Origin of the sequence: Serratia sp. JSRIV002 (genome assembly GCF_019968725.1) — a bacterium.
GTDB classification, from domain to species: Bacteria; Pseudomonadota; Gammaproteobacteria; order Enterobacterales; family Enterobacteriaceae; genus Chania; species Chania fonticola_B.
The window spans coordinates 3936583-3959840 of sequence record NZ_CP074143.1 but is presented as its reverse complement, the minus strand read 5'-3'; the positions used below and the strand labels follow the sequence as shown (position 1 = coordinate 3959840).

Here is a 23258-nt window from a genome sequence, read left to right as displayed (position 1 = left end):
GCACGGGATCGTTGTTTTGCTATGATTATGCTCGTCACCCCTTACACTGGCATGGTACCTGCTTGAAATACTTAGCCTCTTTCCGTACCACGTTAAAAATTTCCCGCTATCTGTTTCGGGTACTGGCGTTCATGCTGTGGTCGCTGGGTGCACTGCTGACCACGTTTTATATCCTGGATATCGTGCATGAGAAAGAATCCGATATCAGGCAGGAATATAATCTCAACTTTGACCAGGCTCAGGGCTACATTCGCCACTCGGCGGATATCATCCGCGACATCAAATACATGGCGGAAAACCGCCTCAACGGCACGGTAGGGAGCCTCGAGCTGTTCACCGGCATGATGAATGGCAAAGACAGCCAACCGGAGATGAAGCCGCTGTACCCGGAATCCAACTGCGCGCTGAACTCCAACTACCGTGACTCGATCACCTCGTTAAACAGTCTGATCCAATACTGGAAAGAAAACTTTGTCGCGGCCTATGATCTGAACCGGGTGTTTTTTATCGGCAGTGACAGCCTGTGCATGACCGAATTCGGTAGCAGTAACGGCATCACCGATCGGCAAAACGTGCTCAAGGCGCTGCATGAGCGCATCCTTAAATACCGTAACGCCGCCAACAGCGCGGAGAAAGACAATAACCTTTACTGGATCAGCCCCAGCCAGCAGCGGCCTGATGTAGGTTACCTGTATGTAATGACGCCGGTCTATGTCGGCAACAAACTGGAAGCGCTGCTGGGGATTGAACAGACGATCCGCCTGGAAGACTTTGTCACCACCAGCAACTTGCCGGTGGGGGTTAATCTGCTGGATGAGAACAACGAATCGGTGCTGCGACTGGCCAATGGCGATCGCTATGCCTCTTCGCTCAATGTTTATCCGCAGGAACACACTTATTTTGGCTATGTAGACAGTTACCAGGATCTGATCATGAAGAAGGCGCTGCCGCCTTCGTCGCTCAGCATCGTGTATTCATTGCCGGTGAAGAGCGTGGTGGAGCGTTTCAAGGTACTGATCCTCAATGCGGTGCTGCTTAACCTGCTGTCGGCCGTGGTGTTGTTCAGCCTGGCGTGGTTGTTCGAGCGCAAGATGTTTCTGCCAGCGGAAGAGAATGCCTTCCGGTTGGAGGAGCATGAACAGTTCAACCGCAAAATCGTGGCTTCGGCACCGGTGGGTATCTGCATTCTGCGCATCAGTGATGGTACCAACATCCTGAGTAATGAACTGGCGCATAACTATATCAACCTGTTGACCAACGAGGATCGGGATCGCATTACACGCATTATCTGCGAACAGCAGGTCAACTTTGTAGATGTGATGACCAGTAATAACAACAATCTGCAAATCAGCTTTGTGCACTCCCGTTATCGCAATGAGGACGTGGCTATCTGCGTGCTGGTTGACGTTAGTGCCCGCGTCAAAATGGAAGAGTCGCTGCAGGAAATGGCCGCGGCAGCGGAGCAGGCCAGCCAGTCCAAATCGATGTTCCTGGCCACCGTCAGCCATGAGCTGCGCACGCCGCTGTACGGGATTATCGGCAACCTGGATCTGCTGCAGACCAAGGCGTTGCCGCAAGGGGTCGACCGTCTGGTCAATGCGATGAACAACTCCTCGGGGCTGTTGCTGAAGATCATCAGCGACATCCTGGACTTCTCCAAGATTGAATCCGAGCAGTTGAAGATAGAACCCCGTGAGTTTTCTTGCCTGGAAGTGATTACCCACATTGCGGGCAACTACTTGCCGCTGGTGGTGAAAAAGCGGCTCGGTTTGTACTGTTTTATTGAACAAGGTGTGCCTGAACGTATCAATGGCGATCCCGTGCGTTTGCAACAGGTCTTGTCTAACCTATTGAATAACGCCATCAAGTTTACCGACACCGGCTGTATTATCCTGCAGGTCTGCACCCGTGACAGCTATCTGGAGTTCAGCGTTCGCGATACCGGCGTCGGTATTCCAGAAAAAGAGGTCCTGCGCCTGTTTGATCCCTTCTTCCAGGTTGGCAGCGGGGTACAGCGCCATTTCCAGGGCACTGGGCTTGGGCTGGCGATTTGTGAAAAACTGATCAACCTGATGGACGGTGATATCGCGGTGGAGTCCGAGCCTGGTCTCGGCAGCCTGTTTACCATTCGCATTCCGTTGTTTGGAGCGCAGTTCCCGACGCCGCAGGCCAGCGACACCTGGCAGGGCAAAAACCTGTGGCTGCAAATTCGTAATCAGCGGTTGGAAAGCTATCTGCAGGCGATCCTTGGCGGCTTCGGTGCCACGGTATTACGTTATGAGGGGCAGCAAACCGCAGCAGGGGACGTTCTGCTCAGCGATTATCCTTTGCAGGTGGATACCCCGCTGTTGGCACAGATTGAATTCTCCATTGCGCACATCGGACCGTCATTGGAAACGCACCCGGGTTACTGGCTGCATAGTACCTCTACGCCACGGGATGCCATCCAACTGTTGAACCGGCTATTTGGTGTGGTTACCGAAAGCGATAAGGCGTTGGTACAACTGCCGTTATCGGTTAAGGCCAATAATGCCGATAACGGGGATATTCGCCTGCTGGTGGTAGACGATCACCCGATCAACCGGCGCTTGCTGTCCGATCAGCTGTCATCGTTGGGCTATCAGGTGATTACCGCCAATGATGGTGTCGATGCGCTCAGCGTACTGGAACGCAATGCGGTGGATATCGTATTGACTGACGTCAATATGCCGAATATGGATGGCTATGAATTGACACGTTGCCTGCGTAAGTCGAATTTCACTGCCCCGGTGATTGGCGTAACGGCTAATGCGCTGGCAGAAGAGAAACAGCGCTGTCTTGAGGCCGGGATGGATAACTGCCTGTCGAAACCGGTCACGCTGGAGACGCTGGAGCAGTCGCTGGGCTATTACAGTCAACGGGTACGGCGGCTTAGGGCTGAATCGGAAACGGCATAAACACTAAAGGGCGCCTAAGAGCGCCCTTTAAATTGATAACCATGCTGGTTCAGGGGCGCCGCATGCTGCACCCGTTGAACTTTAGTCTTTATCCAACTGCGTCATACTGACGGAGGAGAGATAGTTAAGCAGTGCGATATCGTTATCAACACCCAGTTTCATCATGGCTGATTTCTTCTGGCTACTGATCGTCTTGATGCTGCGGTTCAGTTTTTTGGCGATTTCGGTCACCAGGAAACCTTCGGCGAACAGACGCAACACTTCGCTTTCTTTCGGAGAGAGGCGTTTGTCACCGTAACCGCTGGCACTGATTTTCTCCAACAGCTTCGAGACGCTCTCTGGCGTGAATTTCTTGCCTTTCTGCAATGCGGCCAGCGCTTTTGGCAAATCGGTAGGAGCCCCCTGTTTCAGGACGATGCCTTCGATGTCCAGATCCAACACCGCGCTGAGAATGGCCGGATTGTTGTTCATGGTCAGAACGATGATCGACAATTGCGGATAGTGGCGTTTGATATATTTTATCAGCGTAATGCCGTCGCCATATTTGTCACCCGGCATCGAAAGATCGGTGATCAGGACGTTGGCGTCCAGCTTGGACAGATTGTTGATCAGTGCTGTAGAGTCCTCGAACTCCCCAACGACATTCACCCACTCAATTTGCTCAAGTGACTTCCGGATGCCAAACAGTACGATAGGATGGTCATCGGCAATAATTACGTTCAGGTTATTCATGTTGTTGGCTACCTTGCTGCAGCAGTCTACTGACGAAAAAATCAATCTGACTGATGTTATTCTCGATCTTGAGCGCATCACCGTCCGCGATGTGCTGTTCTAACGATTCACACAGAAGCTTTCCGGGAAGCAGATTTAACATGGCAAACACGCCCTTCAGGCGGTGTGCGGTTTGAGACAGCGCTGCAAAATCACCGCTGCCCGCCTCAGTATACAGTTTTTTGATATCGTCGGGTACTGTATCAATAAACAAACCATAGTAATCACTTGATCTCAATTGTTTTTCATACACTTGGGCGCTTTCTGCCAGGGATCCTACAGAGTTTTCTTCCTGCTCTTGTGCCGCCATCTGGTGTTCTATCAAGATCAGAACCGCGTCGATCATGGCATTGTGCAGGTTATAGTTGACGCGGATATAGCCTTTATCAAGCTGTTGCCAGCCTGCTTCATCGCTGGTTAGCAGCAACGTATAGTCGTCGGCCTGCTGCGGGTTATCGGTCAGTAAAACATCATATTCCCGGCTGTTTTGGTGCTCCTCGGCCACGATGCAGTTGGCCCCATATCCCGCCAGTAGCTGAGTTACGATCCGGCGGATCTCGTCGGAGGTGATATCCAGCAGCGCCGTTACCCCATCGAGTAATTTCTCCGTCGCCTGTTCCTCTGTTTTCTCCTGCTCCATAGTGACACGAATGGTATAGCGGGTACCGATATCGATTTTGCTGCGGATATCCAACTGGCCATTGAGTTTTTTGCACAGCTGATTACACAGGAAAAACGTCAGCCCAGAGCCGTGATCGAAGCGATCGACCAGCGTTTGGCTGAGGAACGGGTAGGTCAGATTGCTGATTTCCTCATTGGAAATGCCGGTGCCGGTGTCGTTGATATGAAATACCAGGTGTTCAGGGCGATCGACTTCCTGTTCCACTACCAGGGTGATCTTGCCGTAGGCGGTAGTGATGATGGCGTAGCGCAGCAGCAATGAAAGGATTTTGCGCAGTGCGCCAGCATCGCCAATGTACTGTTGGTTGACGTCCAGATTAACGTGATTGAACAGCGCCAGCCCTTTCTGGTTGATGGCTGGCAGCACGTCCAGCAGCAGTTCATCCAGCAGTACAGTGGGGTTGAAAGGTTGACGAACCGGCTGCCAATCCTGTGTCTCCAGCCGGGTGAGCAGGGTGATATTGTCGATCAGATCCAATACCGATGCCGAAGCCAGGTTGAGTTGTTTAAGCAATGTCTGTTGCTGTTCGGCGTCTGATGGTTGGCACAGGCTTGCGGCCAGTTCGTGCATTTGCCGCACCGGCTGATTCAGCTCGATCCCCAGGTTGTGTAGCATCAACTTACGGGCCTGAACGTTTTTATCGTATTCGCGGCGGGCCTGTTGCAGCCGTTTGTTCACCATCACCTCTTTATCCTGATCGTTGAGCAGGAACAGATAGGTTTCCGCCGTGCGTTGGCTGCGGAAGATGCGGATCTCATAGACTTCGTTGTTGACCGTCGCCTGGATCACGCCATGATGCTGCTCCGCCATATGGGCAATTTTGGACAGGCTGAGGTGTGGCATCAGGTGCTCAGCGATCTTGTTGCTGGTGATCACGCTGTTATCGGCAAAGTCATAGACCAGCAGCCCGCAAGGCAGACTGGCAACAATTTCCTGGTTGAGCGAGCGTTGGAGATCCAGCTCGGCGGCGATATTTTCGCTGGGGCGGATGTATTGCTGGCGGAGGAAATAAATGCCCACCATCGATAGCGTCAGCAACAGCAGATTGACCGCCAGTAGCCAGATGTTATTGCGCAGCAGGTCAATCGCCAGATTGAAAGCTGAAACGCGGTAAATCAGCTGCAGCGGCGAGTTGGGTAATGAAACACTGAACTCAACCCAACTGCCTTTCAGGGCGGCCTGGGCGTTGATTGCCGTTTCGCTTGGCACCATGCTGTCGTCGATCTCTGCATTATCGGGCAGCAGCAGGAAGTTGGAGCGGGCCATATTAAGCGGAATGATATCGTTAATCGGCAGGTCGAAGGCGATCACCGTGGCCAAATGCCCCGGCTGGTTAAAGGTGGTGCGGATAGAAAACGAGTAGGCGTTCTGGAAGCGCTGTTTACGCAGGCCGGAAAAACTCTCGCGTTCGTCCAGCATATTGGCCTGTTGCAGCATTTCGGTGCGGCGGTCTGACACCGACGTAGTCAGGTAGTTTTCTTTCAATCGCGAAGTCAGGTCTTTCAGCGATTGGGTCGTCACCAGGCTCAGGCTGTTATCTTGCCCGTTGAGAAAATACATCGCATAGTTTTCCGTCTCGGTTCCCCAGCGGTTATCCAGGAAGTCCGAGATATTGGCAACCGTAGCCAGCGTGGCGTTGTCGTGGTTGCCAAAAATGACCGCATCGGTTTTGCTGCGTCGCTTCTCGACATAATATACATCCGGACGCAGCCGGGTTTCCTGCAGGTTGGTCTCAACAGCAAGCGACGCGGTATTACCAAATTTGTCGTAGATTTGCTCGGTCAGAGAGCGGTAGCTGTCGATACGCTTTTGCAGCATGTTGGCGATGGTGTTGACGGCATGTTTTTTCTCCGTCAGATAGGCGTTGGTATAATTATAGCTGTACAACCCAATGGCCACGGCCAGCAGCACGACAAACAGCCAGAAGCTGCGGGTGATGTAGCGGGAGTTGATGGTCAGTTGTCTATCTTGCAACATGGCTACGCATTCCTGAAATTAGCGAGTGACCGCTTTGGCGCTGGCAGTGACGATTAGCAGCAACGCAGCGACACAGGCCAGGGCAAACGTCAGGCTGGAGACCTGGGCGATTAGCCCGATCACTGCCGGGCCGGCCAGAATACCGGCATAGCCCACCGTGGTGACCGAAGCGATGGCCAGGTTGGCAGGCATGACGCGTTGGTTCCCCGCTGCGCTAAACAGAATAGGGACCACATTGGATGCCCCGACGCCAACCAGCATAAAACCAATCAAAGAGGCTATGGCGCTGTCTATCGTAATCGCCAACGCCAGGCCGATGGCCGCACACAAGCTACCCAGCAACAGTACCTGATATCTGCCCATGGCATTCACTACGCGATCGCCATTCAGCCTGCCGATCGTCATGGCAATGGAGAACAAAGCGTAACCCAAGCCAGCCTGGTTATGATCCATCCCGCGCATGGTGGTCAGGTACAGCGCGCTCCAGTCGAGCATTGAGCCTTCCGCCAGGAACATGATGAAGCACAGTAGGCCAATGAACATCACCCAGCCTCGTGGCAGAACGAACATCGGGCCTTCTTTATCTCCGCCGCTTTCACGCAGCAGGTTTTTACTGGCAATCAGCAGCAGAGCCAGAATGGCGACGACGGCGATCAGAGTGGCTTGTAGCGGACCGAGCCCCAACCATAATAGGGCGCTGACTCCACCCGCACCGGCTATCCCGCCAATGCTGAAGAAACCGTGAAAGCCGGACATCATGGCTCGATTGCTGGCGCGTTCGACCACCACGGCCTGAATGTTCATGGCCACGTCAATCATACCAATCGCTGCACCGAACAGCAGTAAGGCTAATGCCATCCCCAAGGTGGAGTCCATCAGCACCAGCAGCGGCAAATCGATGCATAGGGCGATACCCGCCAGCAGGATCACGCGGCGACAGCCAAATTTGCCGGTCAAAAGCCCAGTCAACGGCATTGCCATGATCGAGCCAACTCCGATGCACAGCAGCAGCAGGCCTAATGAGCCGTCATCTATATTGATACGCGTTTTGGCAAAAGGCACCAGCGGTGCCCAGGTGGCCATTGCCAGTCCGGCGATAAAAAAGGCCAGGCGGGTGGCATTCTGCTCGGGCACACCGGGCTTAATTTGTTCGTTGCAAGTGACTGTCATGTCGGTATCGGGATCGGCTCTGGATAGTGGCTTAAATGAACCCCTGTTTTTATCACAATCTGTGATCGGGGTCGAAAGGATTCGCGTTAACCGTGTAACCCATCAGGGGGGCAGGAGCGGTGTAAGATCACTCGCGGATGAGGGAGAAATAGTTTCTCAAGGTAACAAATCTATTATCTAGGGAATTGAAGCGGGATTCATTGCTATTTTGTATGTGATTGTTGTCTATTTAAACGATGAGCGGCGACAAATTATTCGTTGGTTAATTAATTGGCGGTCTTTTAGGGTTGATTTAGCTATTAGTGCGGTAATTGATCATGTTTATGATATCTCTCTGTGATTAAATTTGTGCATAAAATGCTTTATTGGCACGATTTTATCGCTGATTTTTGGGTATAAAAAAACCGGCCAGAGGCCGGTTGTAACTACAAAAATTATCATACGGATAATGAAGGTAATAATGAAAATAATGATGATAGCGGGATGATTATAGCGTCAGGCATGGCAACGATTTTTGGCACAATGTGCTTATTGCTGGATACTTTTGTACTGTTATCTTTATTTTTATAAAGTTTTGTATATGTAATTGATTTATATTGGTTATTTTATTTTTTTATCTTTCGGTGCTTTATTTGTCTTGTCGGTAATGTTTTGTGAAAGTTCGCCAGCATTTACATTTTGAAACCTTTAAATATAGGTATGAAACACCATCGGATACTTGGTATCATTTTCTTTCTGGATTAATATAGCCCTTGTTACCAGAATGGTGATTCACAGTCGCGCTAATAATGCTCAGAAGAGCAGTGGCCGTAGCTCGACATAATTAAGAGGATAATAACGATGAAACTTCGAGTACTCTCCCTGGTCGTCCCAGCTCTGTTGATGGCAGGCACAGCAGGTGCAGCAGAAATCTACAACAAAGACGGCAATAAACTGGATTTGTTCGGTAAAATCGATGGTCTTCACTATTTTTCCGACAACGATAAAACCGACGGCGATCAGTCTTACATGCGTTTTGGCCTGCGTGGCGAAACTCAGATCAACGATCAGCTGACCGGTTATGGTGAGTGGGAATATCAGGTTCAGTTGAACAAAACTGAAGACGAAAATGACTCCTTCACCCGTGTGGGCTTCGCTGGTCTGAAATTCGGCGATTACGGCTCATTGGATTACGGCCGTAACTACGGTGTGATGTATGACATCGGCGCATGGACCGACGTGTTGCCTGAGTTTGGTGGCGATACCTATGGCGCGGACAACTTCCTGTTCCAACGCACCAGCGGTGTTGTGACTTATCGTAACAACAACTTCTTCGGCCTGGTTGATGGCCTGAACTTTGCTCTGCAGTATCAGGGTAAAAACGGCAACGGTGAAGAAAGCAACAATGGCCGTGATGTCCTGAACCAGAACGGTGACGGCTACGGTATGTCCGTATCCTACGATCTGGGCTATGGCATCAGTGCTGCCGGTGCGTTCTTCAACTCTGATCGTACCAACGATCAGAACGGTGGCCCTAACGGCACCTCTTCCATTCTGGGTCGTGGTGACAAAGCCGAAGGCTATAGCGGCGGTCTGAAATACGACGCCAACAACGTCTATCTGGCAGCGATGTATACCCAGTCTTACAATGCTACCCGTTTCGGCAACAGCAATAGCTCTCTGTACGGTTACGCGAACAAGGCACAGAACTTTGAAGTGGTTGCACAGTACCAGTTCGACTTCGGCCTGCGTCCTTCCGTGGCGTACCTGCAGTCTAAAGGCAAGGACATTGGCGGCGGTTACGGCGACCAGGATCTGCTGAAATATGTTGATGTGGGTGCGACCTACTACTTCAACAAAAACATGTCCACCTACGTTGACTACAAAATCAACCTGCTGGACGACAACACATTTACCGACAACGCCGGTATCAATACCGACAACGTGGTTGCTGTAGGCCTGGTTTACCAGTTCTAAGCAATACTGTGAATGTGACCACGCGGCCTTCGGGCCGCGTTTTTTTTGCCCATTAGCCACCCGCACAGATTGATCTTCACGCGGCACTGATTGCTATTCTGTTGAGTCTGTAACTGCCTACCCTGTTTGTAAATTGATAAATCAGGAGGTTGGTATGGAACTTAAGATTGAGCGTGTGATTGAGACGGTGCTGTATGTTAACGATATCGAACGTGCCGCAGCCTTCTATCAGCAGGTGTTGCAACTGCCCGCGATGGTCGCGAACGATCGTTTCCGGGCCTATAACATCTCCGATCAAAGCGTGTTGCTGCTGTTTGTTGCCGGAGATTCGCTGAACGGTGCTCAGTATCCGGGAGGCTATATTCCCCCTCATGACGGCAGCGGCCCACAACATCTTGGTTTGGCCGTGAGCAAGGCCCAGTTACCCCTGTGGGAGCAGCAGTTGGCCGAACACGGTGTTGAGATAGAAGGGCGTATGCGTTGGGAGCAGGGCGCGGAGAGCATTTATTTCCGCGATCCGGATGGCCACCTGTTGGAACTGGTGACGCCGGGTATCTGGGCCAACTATTAACAGCGGCAACGCATTATTGGCATAAAAGCCTTTTAGCTTCTACACTTACATAACAATAAGCATGCTAAGGAGATAAGCTATGACAATGAAACTGGTTTTGGCCGGATGTACTGCGGCGCTATTTACCGTACTGACTGGGTGTACCACTTACGACAGGGCCGCGAGCTATGTGAACGAGCCTGTGGTAAGCGATGTAAAAGTCGGGATGACTAAACAGCAAGTGCGCGCAATTGCCGGGCCACCATCAACCTCAGCCAGCCTGATCCATGCGCAGGGTACCTGTGATACTTATGCCGTGGCACCACGGGACGGCAAAGCACAGACCTATTTTGTCAGCTTCAACGACACGGGCCACGTGATGAACAAGGGGTATCAGAGTTGTTCAGAGTACGATACCCAACCTAAATAACTGCCTGCTTATTGTCCGAAAAGAGCCTCGCTGATGCGGGGCTCTGGTTTTTTTAAGCGCAATTGGTCTGAAATTTAAGCTAACGAGCGTTTTGACGCATTTTTTTACGTCAAAACGATAGACATTTCATAACGGTACCGTTAATATCTGCGCTCATTGGAAGGATGGCCGAGTGGTTTAAGGCAACGGTCTTGAAAACCGTCGAGTGTAACAGCTCCCAGAGTTCGAATCTCTGTCCTTCCGCCAAATACAGACCCCAAGCTCGTAAGAGCTTGGGGTTTTTCGTTTTCAGATGGCCTTCAGGTCTTTACTTTCCAGGCGCTTGCACCACTTCGCCAGGTGATTTTCCGCGTGTTCACATTGCCATCAGGATCTCGGTAAAATCGTTAGTGATAGACGATGTCATGGGCTCGTCACGTTTAATAATATAAAAGCATGCGCTGATATTGATATCTTCAGCAGATTTTTTCTTGAGGTTCAGCTGTGGGCTGTAATGCTCCACAACACGATCGCTTAATAGCGCGAGATAACCCTGTTGTTTCACTAGACACCAGGTGGCGAGGAAAGAGTCAGTTTCCACGACATTACCCTGCTGCGTGCACGGGAAAGAGGAGTCTTGCATTGCTAAACGGCCTGCAGTACAGGAATGTGGAACTACCCACTTTGTTTCTTCCAGCGGCAGCTCATCAGAGGAGTGATTGTTCCCTTGATAAAGCGAAAACGTCTCACATTTGAAGTCCTGCGTTACCAGATCGACACTGTTAATCCCCTCGCTGAGGTTGCAGACCACCAGATCCAATTCGTTATTTCTCAACTTGGCAATCAACTCTTCGGAGCAATCCTCAATCACGATAATGCGGGTGTGTGGATAACGCTGATTAAAGATCTCAAGTGCCTCGGGGAGATAGCATAGCAGTGGGTAGGTGCTCATGCCTAAGCGCAAGAATTTCTCTCCGGTTTCTTTCAGTCCACGGAATTCATAAATGGTATTTCTTAACTCATTGGTGATAGCGTCAATGCGTTGAAAAAATGCTTCACCTACTGGAGTGAGCCGGACACCGCGGTTGCTGCGTTCCAACAGACGCGAGCCAATATTTTCTTCAAGTTCTTTAATAATACGGCTGAGTGTCGGTTGTGAAATAGCCAGCTTTTTTGATGTTTCATGTAAGCTACCGCAGTAAATAATTTCTTTAAAAGTAGTCAGATGAGATAATTTCGGCATACTTTTCATAATCAGTCTCTTCATTCATATTTGAATTGGCGGTGTAAAAGGGGGCTGTATGACGTTTTTAACCAGAGCCACAAATTCTGCTGTAATAGGCCTGTTTCATCATGCTATCGCCAAGTAAAGTATTGACGGTTTTATCAAGTACCGTAGTAGTGACAGAGGCGGGCATGAGAGTTGCGGTGATTTCTACGTCATCATCGCCAAAAGGCTCAATATCCAGGTGCGAGATAAAGCAGTTTTCGGCTTGCATCACCTGTTTGAATTTGGCTAACGCTTCGCGTTGCTCGTGTTCAAAAGCAATCACGCAGATCTGGTAGGTGGATTCACCGTTAACATCGCTGAAGGGTTGTTTGTTGACCATATTGACGATCGGGCGCAGCAGTGTATTGGCAGCCAGTACGTATAACGTAGCGGCCAGTGCATCTCCATATAATGCACAACCCGCGCAGGTACCGACGGCTGCCGATCCCCACAGCGTAGCCGCTGTGTTCAGACCGCGGATATTCATTCCTTCTTTCATGATTGCCCCGGCTCCGAGAAAACCGACGCCAGAAACCACATAAGAAATCACTCTTACCGCCCCCCCACTGCCATCAATGGTCATGGCCAGATGGACAAAGATAGCTGCGCTGGTGGCAACAAGTGTATTGGTGCGTAACCCGGCAGTGCGTTGCCGGAACTGTCTTTCATAGCCAATAATTGCGCCAAGTAAAGATGCTGTTGATAGCGTTATTAATGTTTGAATAAAATGCATGATAAAAACCAACATGTTATCTGCTTATCATGAAACACCGATAAAAAGGTAGTCCTTGATAAACAGGTAGTTAAAATGGCAGACTTTTCATCTGCCAGTCAGCGATTAAAAATTGATATTATGCCTGGCAGACGCGGAGCAGTGGCGTTTATACAGGCCGGGCTTTAATAGACCGAAGTAGCAATTTGCTGGCTTAGCTCAGCGCTGATTTCTTCGATCAGGCTTTGCATTGAGCGTTTGTTCCGCTCCTCACGCCGCAGGGTGATTTCATAATTTCCAGTAACGGTACCGGGGTCTGAACCTAGCAAAATAATCCGATCTGACATCATTACGGCTTCTGTTATGCTGTGGGTTACTAAAATCATGGAGCGAGTTTTTATTTGCCGCGTCGACCAGATCTGCATTAGGTCGTTGCGTAGATTTTCTCCGGTATAAATATCCAGGGAAGAGAAAGGTTCATCCAGTAACAGCAACGCAGGTTCGACGACGAGCGCACGGGCAAACCCCACCCGTTGGCGCATACCACCGGAAAGTTCTCGTGGGAAAGCATTGCGGTATTTTTCCAGACCAATCAGGTTCAGCATTTTTATCACCTGTTTGTCGATGGTGTCTTGGGAATAATGCTGTGCCTGCAATCCAAAGGCGATATTTTGATAAACGGTTAACCAAGGGAAAATAGCAAAGTTCTGGAAAACCATGTTGATTTGTGGGTTAGGGCCTGTGACTTTGTCCTCACCGAGCATGACATCCCCAAAATCAGGAGATATCAAACCTGAGATGATCCGCAGTAGGGTGGATTTGCCCGAGCCGGATTTCCCTAATACGCTGATCACTTCATTGTCATAGACGTTGAGGTCGATATCACTAAGGACCAAATGTGATTTTTGGGTCGTAGCTTGGAAGCTCTTACTCACGTTGCTGACAGTAAGTAATATTTTTTTCTTGGCCATCATATTTCCTTGGTTATCTTATTAAAAAATAAATAGGTGAATAGGATATGCCGCTGATTTTTGCACAGAAACATCCAGACGTGAAAATATACACTAGAGAATGCCAGCGGTCTTATTGGTCTGATTAATAAGTTGAATTCTGGTTATTGAGAGATGCTGTCAGCTTAGGATCGCCTAGTATAAGGCGCTGAAGGAGGTGAGAATAAAGTGCAGCTGTAACGTGATGACGTCACATACGAATACTTTTCAGGACGCAGTAAAATGACTATTGCGCCTAAGCCTCCAGCAGGCTCAACAAACCAATGAATAACGAACCGTCGGTGTCCATAATTTTATCCTGTATCAAATCGGAGTCTCATAGTACCCACAAGGGTCAGGAAGCTCAATAACTGAGTGATGTTTTATAACTGCAAAATGTAATTTAATATTAATGGATATCGCAAGGGATGTTTAAACTAAACACAGCATCAACGAGATTGGAGTTTAAATGAGTGGTTGACTATAAACCCCGGAGCATTGGAAGTGAAACTAAAACGTTAAATGAAGGTAATGCAGTCAACGTGGTGATTGTTATCTTTGGCGTCGCTATGAAAAATACTCTAATTTCAGAGGGAAATGCCTATTGGCAATGTGGAATGGGGAAAGAAACGGCTAATATGATTGTATTCACTGTTTTTAACTTTCATTCATATGTCTTGCTTGCTAGCTTTTACCCATTCAAAAACGCTAAAAAGCCCAATGAGGTCAAACCTCATCAGGCATGGGTTTCAGCGCTTAACTTCTCAGAACTGGTACATAATCCCCGTTTCAACGACATCATCAGAACCTAAACCGGCTGCATTGTGTTTATCCAGCAGGTTCAGTTTGTACTCTACATAGGCTGACATATTGGCATTGAAGCTATAACCCAGCGCCATATCTATATACTTGACCAGATCGGTATCACCGATGCCAAGTAGGTCACGCCCACGTGACTGCAAATAGGCAAGAGAAGGGGTGATGCCAGAATCAAAGTGATACTGCGCCACGGCTTCGACGGCATCTGCCTTTGGTGCAAAGCCGGTGTAGTTGCCACCCTCTACGTAGGTCATGTTCTGAGTGCGGGTATAGTTTGCTGCCAGATAGAGGTTATCCCGATCGTACTTCAGGCCCAAAGTCCAGGCTCTGGCACGATCGCCATTGGCCAGACCAAAACTACGCTGTGCCTGTGTACGATCCGAATTGGCGTAGGCACCGCCAGCGCTCAGTCCCCAACCTATGTCGTAGGTCGTGGAGAAGGAATATCCGTCGCCGTTTTGTGTCTGCAGGTCTTGCGTGTGATGGGCATCGTCGCCCCGATTCTTTCCCTGATATTGCATGCCAATATTCAGGCCATCAATAATCCCCCCCAAACCCTGATTATGATAGGTCAACATACCGTTGCCCCGACTGGTCATAAAGTTATCGGCAGCTTCATAACTGTCATTACCAAACTCGGGTAATACATCGGTCCAGCTTCCCACGTCATAGAGTAAACCGTAGTTGCGCCCATAGCTGATGCTGCCAAACGGGCCGAATTTCACCCCGGCAAAACCCAACCGCGTGTAGTTACCACTTTGCTCGCCGCTTTCCGCTCCGTTCAGCCCAATCTGATATTCCCATTGGCCGTATCCAATGATGTCATCATTAATTTGTGTTTCGCCTTTAAAGCCAAAGCGAGTGTAGGATTGATCGCCGCTGCTGCCAGCATTATTACTGAAATAATGAACACCATTAATCTGCCCATATAAATCCAATTTATTGCCGTCTTTATTTACGATTTCTGCAGCTAACGTGGTGCTGGCTACTGGCAATAGTAACCCCAATACAGCCAAGTGCATTATTTTTTTCATTTCAATAACCTGATGTTAATAAATACGTTGAAAGCTATGATGCTTTTTGTGATATCGCAATTCTCTTATACAAACGATCGCTGGTTTCATCAATAATGGCTGCCATATTCTGTCTGCCTCGTGATTCTCTTGGCCTGTCGATAACGATCTCATCGGTGATTTGCCGTTTATTGGCATCCATAATGACGACTCGGTCGGACATCATGACCGCTTCCTCTATGTCATGGCTCACCATGATGATGGCGCTGATATTATTTTTTTTGTTCGTCCAGATATTCATTAAATCCATCCGCAGTTTCTGTGCGGTAAAGATATCAAGAGAAGAAAAGGGCTCATCCAACAGCAAAACTTTGGGCTCCACGGCTAATGCTCGGGCAAAACCTACGCGCTGGCGCATACCACCGGAAAGTTGACGGGGCCAGGCTTTCTCATACCCATTCAGGCCAACCAGCGTGAGTAATGCTTTCAGCTTTTTGTCGATCAATTGCGGTGGCAAGTCTTGTGCGATCAGGCCAAAGGCGATGTTGTCATACACCGTGAGCCACGGATAAAGAGCATAAGACTGGAATACCATACTGATATCGGCATTGGGTCCTTCGATAGGTTTTCCTGCCAGCGATACCGTGCCGGTATCAGGGAAAATCAGGCCGGCAAATATGCGCATCAACGTTGATTTGCCAGAACCTGACTGCCCAAGGATCGTAACGAACTCCCCCTTGTGAACATTCAGATCCACGTCGCGCAGTACTTCCTTGGGGAGCTTGTTTTCTCCAATGAAGGCTTTGTTTACCTGCTTGGCGCTGAGTACCACTTCTTGAATAGTCATTTAATTTCCCTGCATTAATCATATTTGAATTTGGTTTCTGCAACGCGATACAGTGGCTGCCAGATAAAGATTACGCATAACGCCACCAGTGAGCACATGGCAGCACAGCCCAGCGCGGATTCCGGATTTTTACCGGCATCGGTCACGACTGAAATAAAAGCGCCCAGCCCGGTAGTACTGATCGTGGTAGTTCCCCATTGAATGACTTCTGCTGCAATGGCGCTATTCCAGGCACCGCCTGCTGCAGAAATAATGCCGGTAACGATGTAGGGGAAAATCGCGGGCAGCATATAGTAACGCCACCATTTGAAACTCCGTAAACCGAAGGTTTCGCTGACTTCGGTGATATGTGATGGGATTGCCGTGACGCCGGCAATGACGTTAAACAACACATACCACTGCGTGCCGAGCATGATCATTGGAATCGCCCACCAGCCAAGATCCTGATGATAAACAGCGATAAAAGCGGCGATCAGAGGATAGAAAATATTGGGTGGGATAGCAGCCAGGATTTGAATGATCGGCTGGAAGAATTTCACCAGGCGTGGATTCATCCCTATCCAGACGCCGAGTGGGGTGAAAATCACGATACTGAGCACCATTGCAGCCACTACACGTGCAGTAGTCAGCAGCATCCATTCAGGCATCATGGCGAAGTATTGCTTTGGGAAATACTCCCACAGTTGATAACCAAACCAGGCACAGGCCATGACCACCGCGAGATACCAAGTGCTGCGCCACAGCCAGTTGGCTTTTGCGGTGATGCGAAACAGCTTGTGCAAACCAAGGCCGTACCAGATCTGCGGCAGCTTAAATAGCCATACATCAGCCAGCATGCGTAGGGCCGCTGACAACATTGATCCTAGATGGGAATAGCTCAGGCAGTTATAAAACCATGAGCTGCCTTCAGTTTTATTGGCGCTAACATCTTCGTATTTGAAACGGGAGGTATAGCGAACCAACGGGCGGAAAACCAATTGGTCAAGCACGATAATATTGGCCGCTAATGTGATCACGGCAAACAGAATAGCGTGCAGGTTTTGCTGCGCCAGCGCTTCGGCAATATAGGAACCTACACCAGGCAACGCCACCGATTTATCGTTGACCGGGATCGCCTCCGACGCCACCAGAGCGAACCATGCTGCCGATTGTGACACCATGGCATTCCACAATAATCCGGGTACGGAATAGATAAACTCTAACCGCCAGAAACGTTGCCATGGATTGTAGTTGAAACTGCGTGCGGCTTCATCCAGTTCACTTGGAACGATGCGCAGCGTCTGGTACAACGTTAGCATCATGTTCCATGCCTGGCCGGTAAATACCGCAAAGATAGCGGTACACTCCAGCCCCATCACACTGTGTGGGTACAGGCCAAGAAAATACACCGTGGTGAAGGTTAAAAAGCCCACCAAGGGTACTGACTCCATAAAGTTGACGAAAGGTAATATCACCCTGCGTAACGGCACGTAGCGCGCCGCCAGGACGGCAAAGACAATGGAGAATAACAATGACCAAATCATGCCGATGGCAAACCGCATTGTCGTTCTTAGTGAGTAATAGAAAAGATTCCAGGTATCCAGACTAATGGCACCCACGTTGTGTTCATCGAACGAACCGTGCATGTCCCCCCAGGCACGGATAAGAAAGACGATGACCAATGATGCTATTACAAAAACAATAAGGTCATTTAGATAGTACTTTCTAGAAATAGATGTACTTCTGCTTTTTTGCATAATGCCAATCCCATAAATTTCTCAAAAAACCGGCGGGAACGTCAACTTGATAAAGCCGAGCGCCTCCGTTTTAAACGAACATATATAGCTTGAGATAAATTAATTTGCTGATTGTTACGCTGATGGTGAACGATGAATACTACAGGAACAGGCATGACAAGCCGGTATTATCAGATGCCAAGGCACATAGGCAGTGCCAGGACGTTGCTGATAAGCCGTTGATTGATTGTCTACATTCTGTTTATTTCAGAATGTAGCATGAACTACATTACTGAAATTTATCCAGTAGTACTAAGCTAAAACTAAAACTTCCATCGTCCATAAGGCCCCCGTGGTGAGAATAAAGCGGTGAGATAGTAATGCTTGAACATAATGAATAGCAAGTAGATGTGATGGTTTTCATTATTGTATGTGTAACAGGATGAAAATAGATTTTTTAAAAGATATATCCATAAATTAAAATGATGAGGGAGATATTGTTAGATAGACAAGGACATCAAAAAATTGAAGCCTATATAGCTAGGATGAATGTTTCTTAACGTGGCAAAATATAACTTTTTTACTTGAGTTACGCGTATTATTGATGATCCCGAGCTTCCGGGAAGTTCGGGGGAGGAGGGAGAACACCAACTCACCTTGTCATCCCCACATACCTTCCAAGATCTCAATGGTTCTTGGTTCCAACGGAACACGGTGCTTGTTGCGCGCAGTGCTCTACTTGTGTGGCGACGAGGTAAAATGCAAAGCACTGAAAATGAATCTGCAAGCGGGATCGCAATAAGGAAAACTTTTCTCTCTAGCAAGTGACAGTGCTGGGGGATTTGTTAAAATAGACCCACTTAATCAAGATAAGATTATTATTATCATGCAGTTAACTAAGATTTTTCGTCTTGTCCCTGTGTTGCTTTTGCTGGTAATGGCGGGTTGTCAGCAACCGCGTTCTTCTGTGCAAAAGGAGCCGGTCGCCCTTAATGAACAGGTAGAGCAGCTGGCTTCAGTGATTGCCAGCACCAAGTATTTGAAATATAAGTGTAATCGTAGTGATTTACCCAGCGATGCGGTCATTGACAAGGTGGCCTACAAAGTCGCCAAACAACGAGGCTGGAATAGCGCTGGCTACGGGGCTTTGCCGCAGCGTAGTGAGGAAATTTATCAAAGCCTGATGAGAGACAACACGCCGGAACAAACCAAGTGCAGCAGCTTTAACAGCCTGTTGGCACCTTTTACCGACGAACTGCGTGCAGAAAAAAGCAGTTAGTGACACCAACTTGGTGTCCTGTGCCCAGTGTACGGGCTAGTGGTAAGGTTTATTCTGACTCTTCAGCGGTGCTTTCGCTATCCACCTTGCCGCCCGGCCAATCCTCTAATGCGTCAAGTGTGAATACCTCGCCATTGAAGTTAAAGATGGTCACGTCCTGTTGTATTTGCTCAATCGTAAGGTTGGGGGCAGGGCTGTCTCCTTCCTGATAACGCTGACCGTTCAGCGTGATGCTGCGTTTGTCATCTTCCGATGCGTAAACGTGCGCGCTGTATCTTAAAGGGGCTAATTCATCACTGGCTAAGGAGGGGGGGACTTTATTATCTGATCCCACTTGTTGCGCTGGTTTATTTTCATCATACGCAGTTTCTCTATCAGCGTTGGTGGCCGTATGCCTGGGCATCTCCATTTTTACCACGGCAGAGGGGACAACTTGATGAGTCAACGCGGGGGCGGCGAAAGCTTCGTTGTTACGCCAGTGCTGTCCGGAAAACCAGCCTATCGCTATTAACAGCAATGCATACACTGGCAGCAGATAGCGGGGAATAAACAGCCCCTTGGCGGGGTGAACGCTGGCTTCTAGCTCTACTTTCGATTTATTGTCCACATCCCTGAACCTTTAATAAACGCTGATTTCTACAGCCAGAGGTTGTTTATTGGCGTGTCGCCAACGCTTGAGCAAAGCCAAAGTATCAAGGGTATATCCTGCCCGAAAACTCAGGTCAATAGCATTGTACTTTTATTCGGGAGTGATGTGACTCAGTGGGTGTAACCTCTCGTTTCGGGCCACCTGATGGTGGCCCGAAACGGACCGTTTTATTTACTGCTTACAGGCAAACCTGCGCCCTGGGCAGAGACTTGTTGTTTGACCAACAAGGCTACCGACCAGGCGGGAACTGTAACGCTGCCCTCTGCGGTAATATTGACACCGGAGGCGAGTGAGCGGTCTCCCAGGTTTTGTTGGATTGCGCTCAGGGTGAGATTTTCACCGGTAAAGTCATTAAGCGTTCTGGCTTCCGGCGCTGCGTTGATGATAACGACTAACGCATCGGCTTGGGGATCAAGATCGTTTCCGGCCTGAACTCCGTCATCAATGGTCATTACCAGTAAGCCCAGTTGCTGTTCTGCGCCCGTGTTACGGAAATCGACACGTTTCATCACTTCGTGGCCGCTACCCAAGGCAATCAGAGGCGAGGATTGGCGCAGTTGCGTAAGCTCCTGATAGAACGAGGTCATCTGTGCGATCTCTGTTTGGCCAGGTGTGGCAACAGCATCTTTTACGCTGGCGATCAGCGAATAGTTGTCACCGTCATCGCTGATGCGTGGCATACCAACGTTGAAGTTGTTGTCTTGATAGCTGTAATCCACACGGTTGAACCAGTCCCCGGCATCATATGAGTCACGGGTAAATGACTTGGAACGCAACAGTTCAGAGCCTTGTTGATCGAATGCCAGCCCTTGGCCCAACAACGTAGTGGCCAGTGACACCGCCTGCATGCGTACGCGAGTGGTGAGATCGGCTTCACGTGCGGCTTTGTAGCTGATCATATCCCATAAGGTTTGGTTGTCGTGTTTGGAAACATAGTTGACCACTTCGGTCGGATCGTTGGCATAACCCCCAATCGCCCCGTTATAGTCAATTTCGCTGCCTTTTTTGACGGAGCCGTCTTTATCGATCAACAGGAATTCAGCCAGGTTGCCGGCCATGCCCAGACGGGTCAGATCGGCCAGATGGCGCACGGTATCCTCGTTTTGCTGGGTTAACTCGTTAGCCAATACTCCGGCACCGTTACCCACCCCCTGGTTTTGACGCAAGGCATCACCAGAGTCAAACGGGCCGCCTCCACGAACAGCATCACGCAGACGATCGGAGAAGGTGCCAATGCCGGTGCCTTTTAACGTGATCTGCGAAGCGATTTCGAAGCGATCGTCCTGACCTGAATTCCAACCTTCACCAAAGAAATAAACGTTGGGGTTCACCGATTTTACTTTCTCCCGGGCCGCCAGGATTTGTGCTTTCGGATGATAGCCCATCAGGTCAAAGCGGAATCCGTCAATCTTGTAGTCTCGGCTCCAGACCACCAGAGAGTCTTCAATCAGTTTGGCAAACATCCGGTGTTCGGGGGCCGAGTCGGAACAGCAGGTGGCCGACTCTACACTGCCCGTAGTTTCATTCAATCGTTGATAATACCAGGGCACGATTTTATCCAGCACCGAGGTGCGATCCGTTGGGCCAGCCGCATTGGTGTGGTTATAAACCACGTCCATGATGATGTTCATACCCAGTTGCTGTTTGATGGTCTGCACCATGGTACGAAACTCTTTGATGCGGGCAGTGCCTTCGGGATTGGTAGAGTAAGACCCTTCAGGCACCGTGTAATGGAACGGGTCATAACCCCAGTTGTAGGAGTCAGTCTGTGAAACATAGTCATTCAATTCCTGCACCTGCGGATTGTCCTGGCTGTCATTCTGTTTCAGTTCTTCTAGTACATCACCGATGGTGGTTGAACTCCCACAGTAGCCAGCAAAACGGCTTTGCTTAACGGCGCTGTTTAGTTCACAAAGCCGACTGAATGGATGGGTGAGATCCGCCACTTTGTCGCTGAACTCATTGACGGTTGCCAGATCAAACACCGGTAGCAATTCAATGTGGGTTACGCCCGCATGCCCAAGCTGTCTGAGATGCTGCACCATATTGCTGTCACTGGCAGTCAACGCCAGATATTTACCCCGTACCTGTTCAGGCACGGTCTGATCCCAGGCGGAAAGATCGCGGATATGCGACTCATGGATGACCATCTTGGCAATATCAGCCTGGCTGGTCTGTGGGTGTGGCATTGTCAGGCCGTCCCAGCCTTCTGGTTTCAACGCGCTGTCATTGAGATCCACGACCTGGCTGTATTCGGAGTTCGTGGAGAGGCTATGGGAGTAAGGGTCGGTGACCTCATACTGCTCCACTTTGCGCGATTGCGGATGATAAACGGTCAGGGCGTAACGATAAAAAGCGTCTTTAAGGTCATGACTTCCTTGATATGACCAGGCACCGGAATCGTTATCTCTGGTCATCGGATGGCTACCAATGACTTTTTTATCCGCACTGTAGATCACCAGTTCTGCCTGCTGGGCCGTGGGTGCCCAGACACGGAAAGTGACGCCAGAATCGGTCAGCAGAGCACCATATTCCAGGCCTTCCGCTGCGGCTGAGAAGCGATCATCGAGAACGCCAGCGGTCTGTACCTGGGTGGCTGAAATAAGGATGCCGTCCTGATTGGCGGCCAGGGCGACGGTCTCGCCGCTAACCAGTTCGTCTACTTTTGCATTGTCCGGCAATTTGAAGGCGGCATAACCCGCAAGGTGAGGGAAGCGTGAACCCAGTTCCTGGTTGATGCTGGTCGGTGTCAGCGAAAGATAGCGATCGGTAAACTTCCCTTCGCTGTTGGCGGCCACTTTGCCATTGTGGTTGTAGTACAGACGTACGATAGGTTTCCCTTCCCCGGCAGGCCACAGCAGGGTGTGTTTATCTACCCAATGGGCTTCAGCCAGAGCCACCCCGAAGGCCGCGCGGAAAGCTTCGGCACGGGTATCATAAAGCGTACTGCTGCCTGCAAGCGCAGAAACGGTCCTGTCCGGAAAATCACTGAACGATAAACGCATATCCGCATCAATCAGCTTATTGGTGCCATCACGCAGAATGAAGTTGATACACCCAGTGGTTTTGCTCAGAGGTAGCACCCAATACGGGCCATAACTGTCGCTGCCTGTCGGTGTTGTACTGGTGTCATTCCAGTCCCCAGAGGGCTTATCCAGGGCGTCACAGGTGTCGTTATTCCACAAAAACAGGTTCTTGGTACTGTAATCAGCGGCGGAGCCGCTGGTGATACCAGCAATATCGACCAGATGAATGACCGCCTGGTTTTCACCTGCCATGACGGCTTCGCCAGGCATGGCTATGTCAGGCAGACGTGCAATCGGCTCTTGGTTGTTGGTATCGGGGCTAACGTCTGAAGAATTATTATTATCACAGCCGCTCAATATGACGAGCGAGCCGAAAAGTAGGGCATTACAGGTATTTTTCAGCATTCTAAATTCCCTATCAGGCTTGCATTATAGAAAGTAAAAAATCGTATCAATGTGTAAAGCAGTGGTATTAGATATTGCATGAT

17 protein-coding genes and 1 tRNA gene are annotated in these 23258 nt (G+C 49.6%); 7 read left to right on the top strand and 11 right to left on the bottom strand.

Annotated elements, in window-relative coordinates:
- The first annotated feature begins 62 nt into the window (after window positions 1-62).
- A complete protein-coding gene (rcsC, locus tag KGP26_RS18665) occupies window positions 63-2936 on the top strand; it encodes a two-component system sensor histidine kinase RcsC (RefSeq protein WP_223664429.1) in 2874 nt (957 codons plus the stop codon).
- An 81-nt stretch (window positions 2937-3017) separates the two neighbouring features.
- Here rcsC and rcsB read toward each other — a convergent pair whose 3' ends face one another.
- Genes rcsB through KGP26_RS18650 form a run of 3 tightly spaced genes read right to left on the bottom strand, consistent with a single transcriptional unit; the run spans window position 3018 to window position 7536 of the window.
- Window positions 3018-3668 carry a response regulator transcription factor RcsB gene (gene rcsB / locus KGP26_RS18660; protein WP_021178490.1) on the bottom strand — a complete coding sequence of 217 codons (651 nt, stop codon included), beginning with the start codon at window positions 3666-3668 and terminating at the stop codon, window positions 3018-3020.
- Window positions 3661-6363 (bottom strand): phosphotransferase RcsD, encoded by a 2703-nt coding sequence (gene rcsD, locus KGP26_RS18655; protein WP_223665673.1) that lies wholly within the window; start codon window positions 6361-6363, stop codon window positions 3661-3663. Before rcsD ends, rcsB begins: the two co-directional genes overlap by 8 nt.
- Before the next feature lie 21 nt (window positions 6364-6384).
- Entirely contained in the window at window positions 6385-7536 is a 1152-nt protein-coding gene (locus KGP26_RS18650) for an MFS transporter (RefSeq protein ID WP_037375510.1), read from the bottom strand.
- A gap of 840 nt (window positions 7537-8376) precedes the next feature.
- Between KGP26_RS18650 and ompC the strand changes: the two genes are divergently transcribed.
- The 4 genes from ompC to KGP26_RS18630 all read left to right on the top strand — a co-directional run bounded on the left by ompC (window position 8377) and on the right by KGP26_RS18630 (window position 10718).
- On the top strand, window positions 8377-9492 hold the full coding sequence (gene ompC, locus KGP26_RS18645; RefSeq protein WP_094981967.1) for a porin OmpC: 1116 nt from the start codon (window positions 8377-8379) through the stop codon (window positions 9490-9492).
- Window positions 9493-9646: 154 nt separating this feature from the next.
- On the top strand, window positions 9647-10063 hold the full coding sequence (locus KGP26_RS18640) for a VOC family protein (protein ID WP_021805953.1): 417 nt from the start codon (window positions 9647-9649) through the stop codon (window positions 10061-10063).
- A 79-nt stretch (window positions 10064-10142) separates the two neighbouring features.
- Window positions 10143-10472 (top strand): osmotically-inducible lipoprotein OsmE, encoded by a 330-nt coding sequence (gene osmE / locus KGP26_RS18635; protein WP_021805952.1) that lies wholly within the window; start codon window positions 10143-10145, stop codon window positions 10470-10472.
- 158 nt (window positions 10473-10630) lie between these two features.
- A tRNA-Ser gene (locus KGP26_RS18630) sits at window positions 10631-10718 on the top strand.
- A 109-nt stretch (window positions 10719-10827) separates the two neighbouring features.
- Here KGP26_RS18630 and KGP26_RS18625 read toward each other — a convergent pair.
- From KGP26_RS18625 to KGP26_RS18615, 3 genes are all read right to left on the bottom strand, one after another.
- Window positions 10828-11703, bottom strand: coding sequence for a LysR family transcriptional regulator (locus tag KGP26_RS18625; RefSeq protein WP_059201263.1), 876 nt, complete (start codon window positions 11701-11703; stop codon window positions 10828-10830).
- Between the two features lie 58 nt (window positions 11704-11761).
- The gene (locus KGP26_RS18620; protein ID WP_021805950.1) at window positions 11762-12469 is read right to left on the bottom strand and encodes an MgtC/SapB family protein; all 708 of its coding nucleotides are present in this window, start codon (window positions 12467-12469) and stop codon (window positions 11762-11764) included.
- A 149-nt stretch (window positions 12470-12618) separates the two neighbouring features.
- On the bottom strand, window positions 12619-13407 hold the full coding sequence (locus tag KGP26_RS18615) for an ABC transporter ATP-binding protein (protein ID WP_071681063.1): 789 nt from the start codon (window positions 13405-13407) through the stop codon (window positions 12619-12621).
- A gap of 488 nt (window positions 13408-13895) precedes the next feature.
- Here KGP26_RS18615 and KGP26_RS18610 point away from each other — a divergent pair, with 488 nt between their 5' ends.
- Window positions 13896-14234, top strand: a complete 339-nt coding sequence (locus KGP26_RS18610) for a hypothetical protein (protein ID WP_147280991.1) — start codon at window positions 13896-13898, stop codon at window positions 14232-14234.
- On the opposite strand, the gene KGP26_RS18605 is transcribed toward KGP26_RS18610, so the two are convergent.
- The 3 genes from KGP26_RS18605 to KGP26_RS18595 are packed head-to-tail and all read right to left on the bottom strand — an operon-like array spanning window position 14187 to window position 17726.
- Window positions 14187-15275, bottom strand: a complete 1089-nt coding sequence (locus KGP26_RS18605; protein ID WP_305801962.1) for a porin — start codon at window positions 15273-15275, stop codon at window positions 14187-14189. The genes KGP26_RS18610 and KGP26_RS18605 overlap by 48 nt on opposite strands.
- A 34-nt stretch (window positions 15276-15309) precedes the next feature.
- Window positions 15310-16101, bottom strand: coding sequence for an ABC transporter ATP-binding protein (locus KGP26_RS18600; protein ID WP_059201261.1), 792 nt, complete (start codon window positions 16099-16101; stop codon window positions 15310-15312).
- A 14-nt stretch (window positions 16102-16115) separates the two neighbouring features.
- Window positions 16116-17726 (bottom strand): ABC transporter permease subunit, encoded by a 1611-nt coding sequence (locus KGP26_RS18595; RefSeq protein ID WP_223498107.1) that lies wholly within the window; start codon window positions 17724-17726, stop codon window positions 16116-16118.
- A gap of 976 nt (window positions 17727-18702) precedes the next feature.
- Here KGP26_RS18595 and gspS point away from each other — a divergent pair.
- The gene (gene gspS, locus KGP26_RS18590) at window positions 18703-19095 is read left to right on the top strand and encodes a type II secretion system pilot lipoprotein GspS (RefSeq protein ID WP_223664428.1); all 393 of its coding nucleotides are present in this window, start codon (window positions 18703-18705) and stop codon (window positions 19093-19095) included.
- A 49-nt stretch (window positions 19096-19144) separates the two neighbouring features.
- Here gspS and gspB read toward each other — a convergent pair whose 3' ends face one another.
- Window positions 19145-19702 (bottom strand): type II secretion system assembly factor GspB, encoded by a 558-nt coding sequence (gene gspB, locus KGP26_RS18585; protein ID WP_223664427.1) that lies wholly within the window; start codon window positions 19700-19702, stop codon window positions 19145-19147.
- A 209-nt stretch (window positions 19703-19911) separates the two neighbouring features.
- On the bottom strand, window positions 19912-23175 hold the full coding sequence (pulA, locus tag KGP26_RS18580) for a pullulanase-type alpha-1,6-glucosidase (protein ID WP_223664426.1): 3264 nt from the start codon (window positions 23173-23175) through the stop codon (window positions 19912-19914).
- Window positions 23176-23258 lie beyond the last annotated feature (83 nt).

Excerpts from the sequence above, each read along its gene's own strand:
- KGP26_RS18640 (WP_021805953.1), top strand. The coding sequence starts at position 9,647 with ATGGAACTTAAGATTGAGCGTGTGATTGAGACGGTGCTGTATGTTAAC.
- pulA (WP_223664426.1), bottom strand. The coding sequence starts at position 23,175 with ATGCTGAAAAATACCTGTAATGCCCTACTTTTCGGCTCGCTCGTCATA.
- rcsB (WP_021178490.1), bottom strand. The coding sequence starts at position 3,668 with ATGAATAACCTGAACGTAATTATTGCCGATGACCATCCTATCGTACTG.
- KGP26_RS18620 (WP_021805950.1), bottom strand. The coding sequence starts at position 12,469 with ATGTTGGTTTTTATCATGCATTTTATTCAAACATTAATAACGCTATCA.
- KGP26_RS18615 (WP_071681063.1), bottom strand. The coding sequence starts at position 13,407 with ATGATGGCCAAGAAAAAAATATTACTTACTGTCAGCAACGTGAGTAAG.
- KGP26_RS18600 (WP_059201261.1), bottom strand. The coding sequence starts at position 16,101 with ATGACTATTCAAGAAGTGGTACTCAGCGCCAAGCAGGTAAACAAAGCC.
- KGP26_RS18625 (WP_059201263.1), bottom strand. The coding sequence starts at position 11,703 with ATGAAAAGTATGCCGAAATTATCTCATCTGACTACTTTTAAAGAAATT.
- KGP26_RS18595 (WP_223498107.1), bottom strand. The coding sequence starts at position 17,726 with ATGCACGGTTCGTTCGATGAACACAACGTGGGTGCCATTAGTCTGGAT.
- gspS (WP_223664428.1), top strand. The coding sequence starts at position 18,703 with ATGCAGTTAACTAAGATTTTTCGTCTTGTCCCTGTGTTGCTTTTGCTG.
- KGP26_RS18605 (WP_305801962.1), bottom strand. The coding sequence starts at position 15,275 with ATGAAAAAAATAATGCACTTGGCTGTATTGGGGTTACTATTGCCAGTA.
- ompC (WP_094981967.1), top strand. The coding sequence starts at position 8,377 with ATGAAACTTCGAGTACTCTCCCTGGTCGTCCCAGCTCTGTTGATGGCA.
- osmE (WP_021805952.1), top strand. The coding sequence starts at position 10,143 with ATGACAATGAAACTGGTTTTGGCCGGATGTACTGCGGCGCTATTTACC.
- KGP26_RS18650 (WP_037375510.1), bottom strand. The coding sequence starts at position 7,536 with ATGACAGTCACTTGCAACGAACAAATTAAGCCCGGTGTGCCCGAGCAG.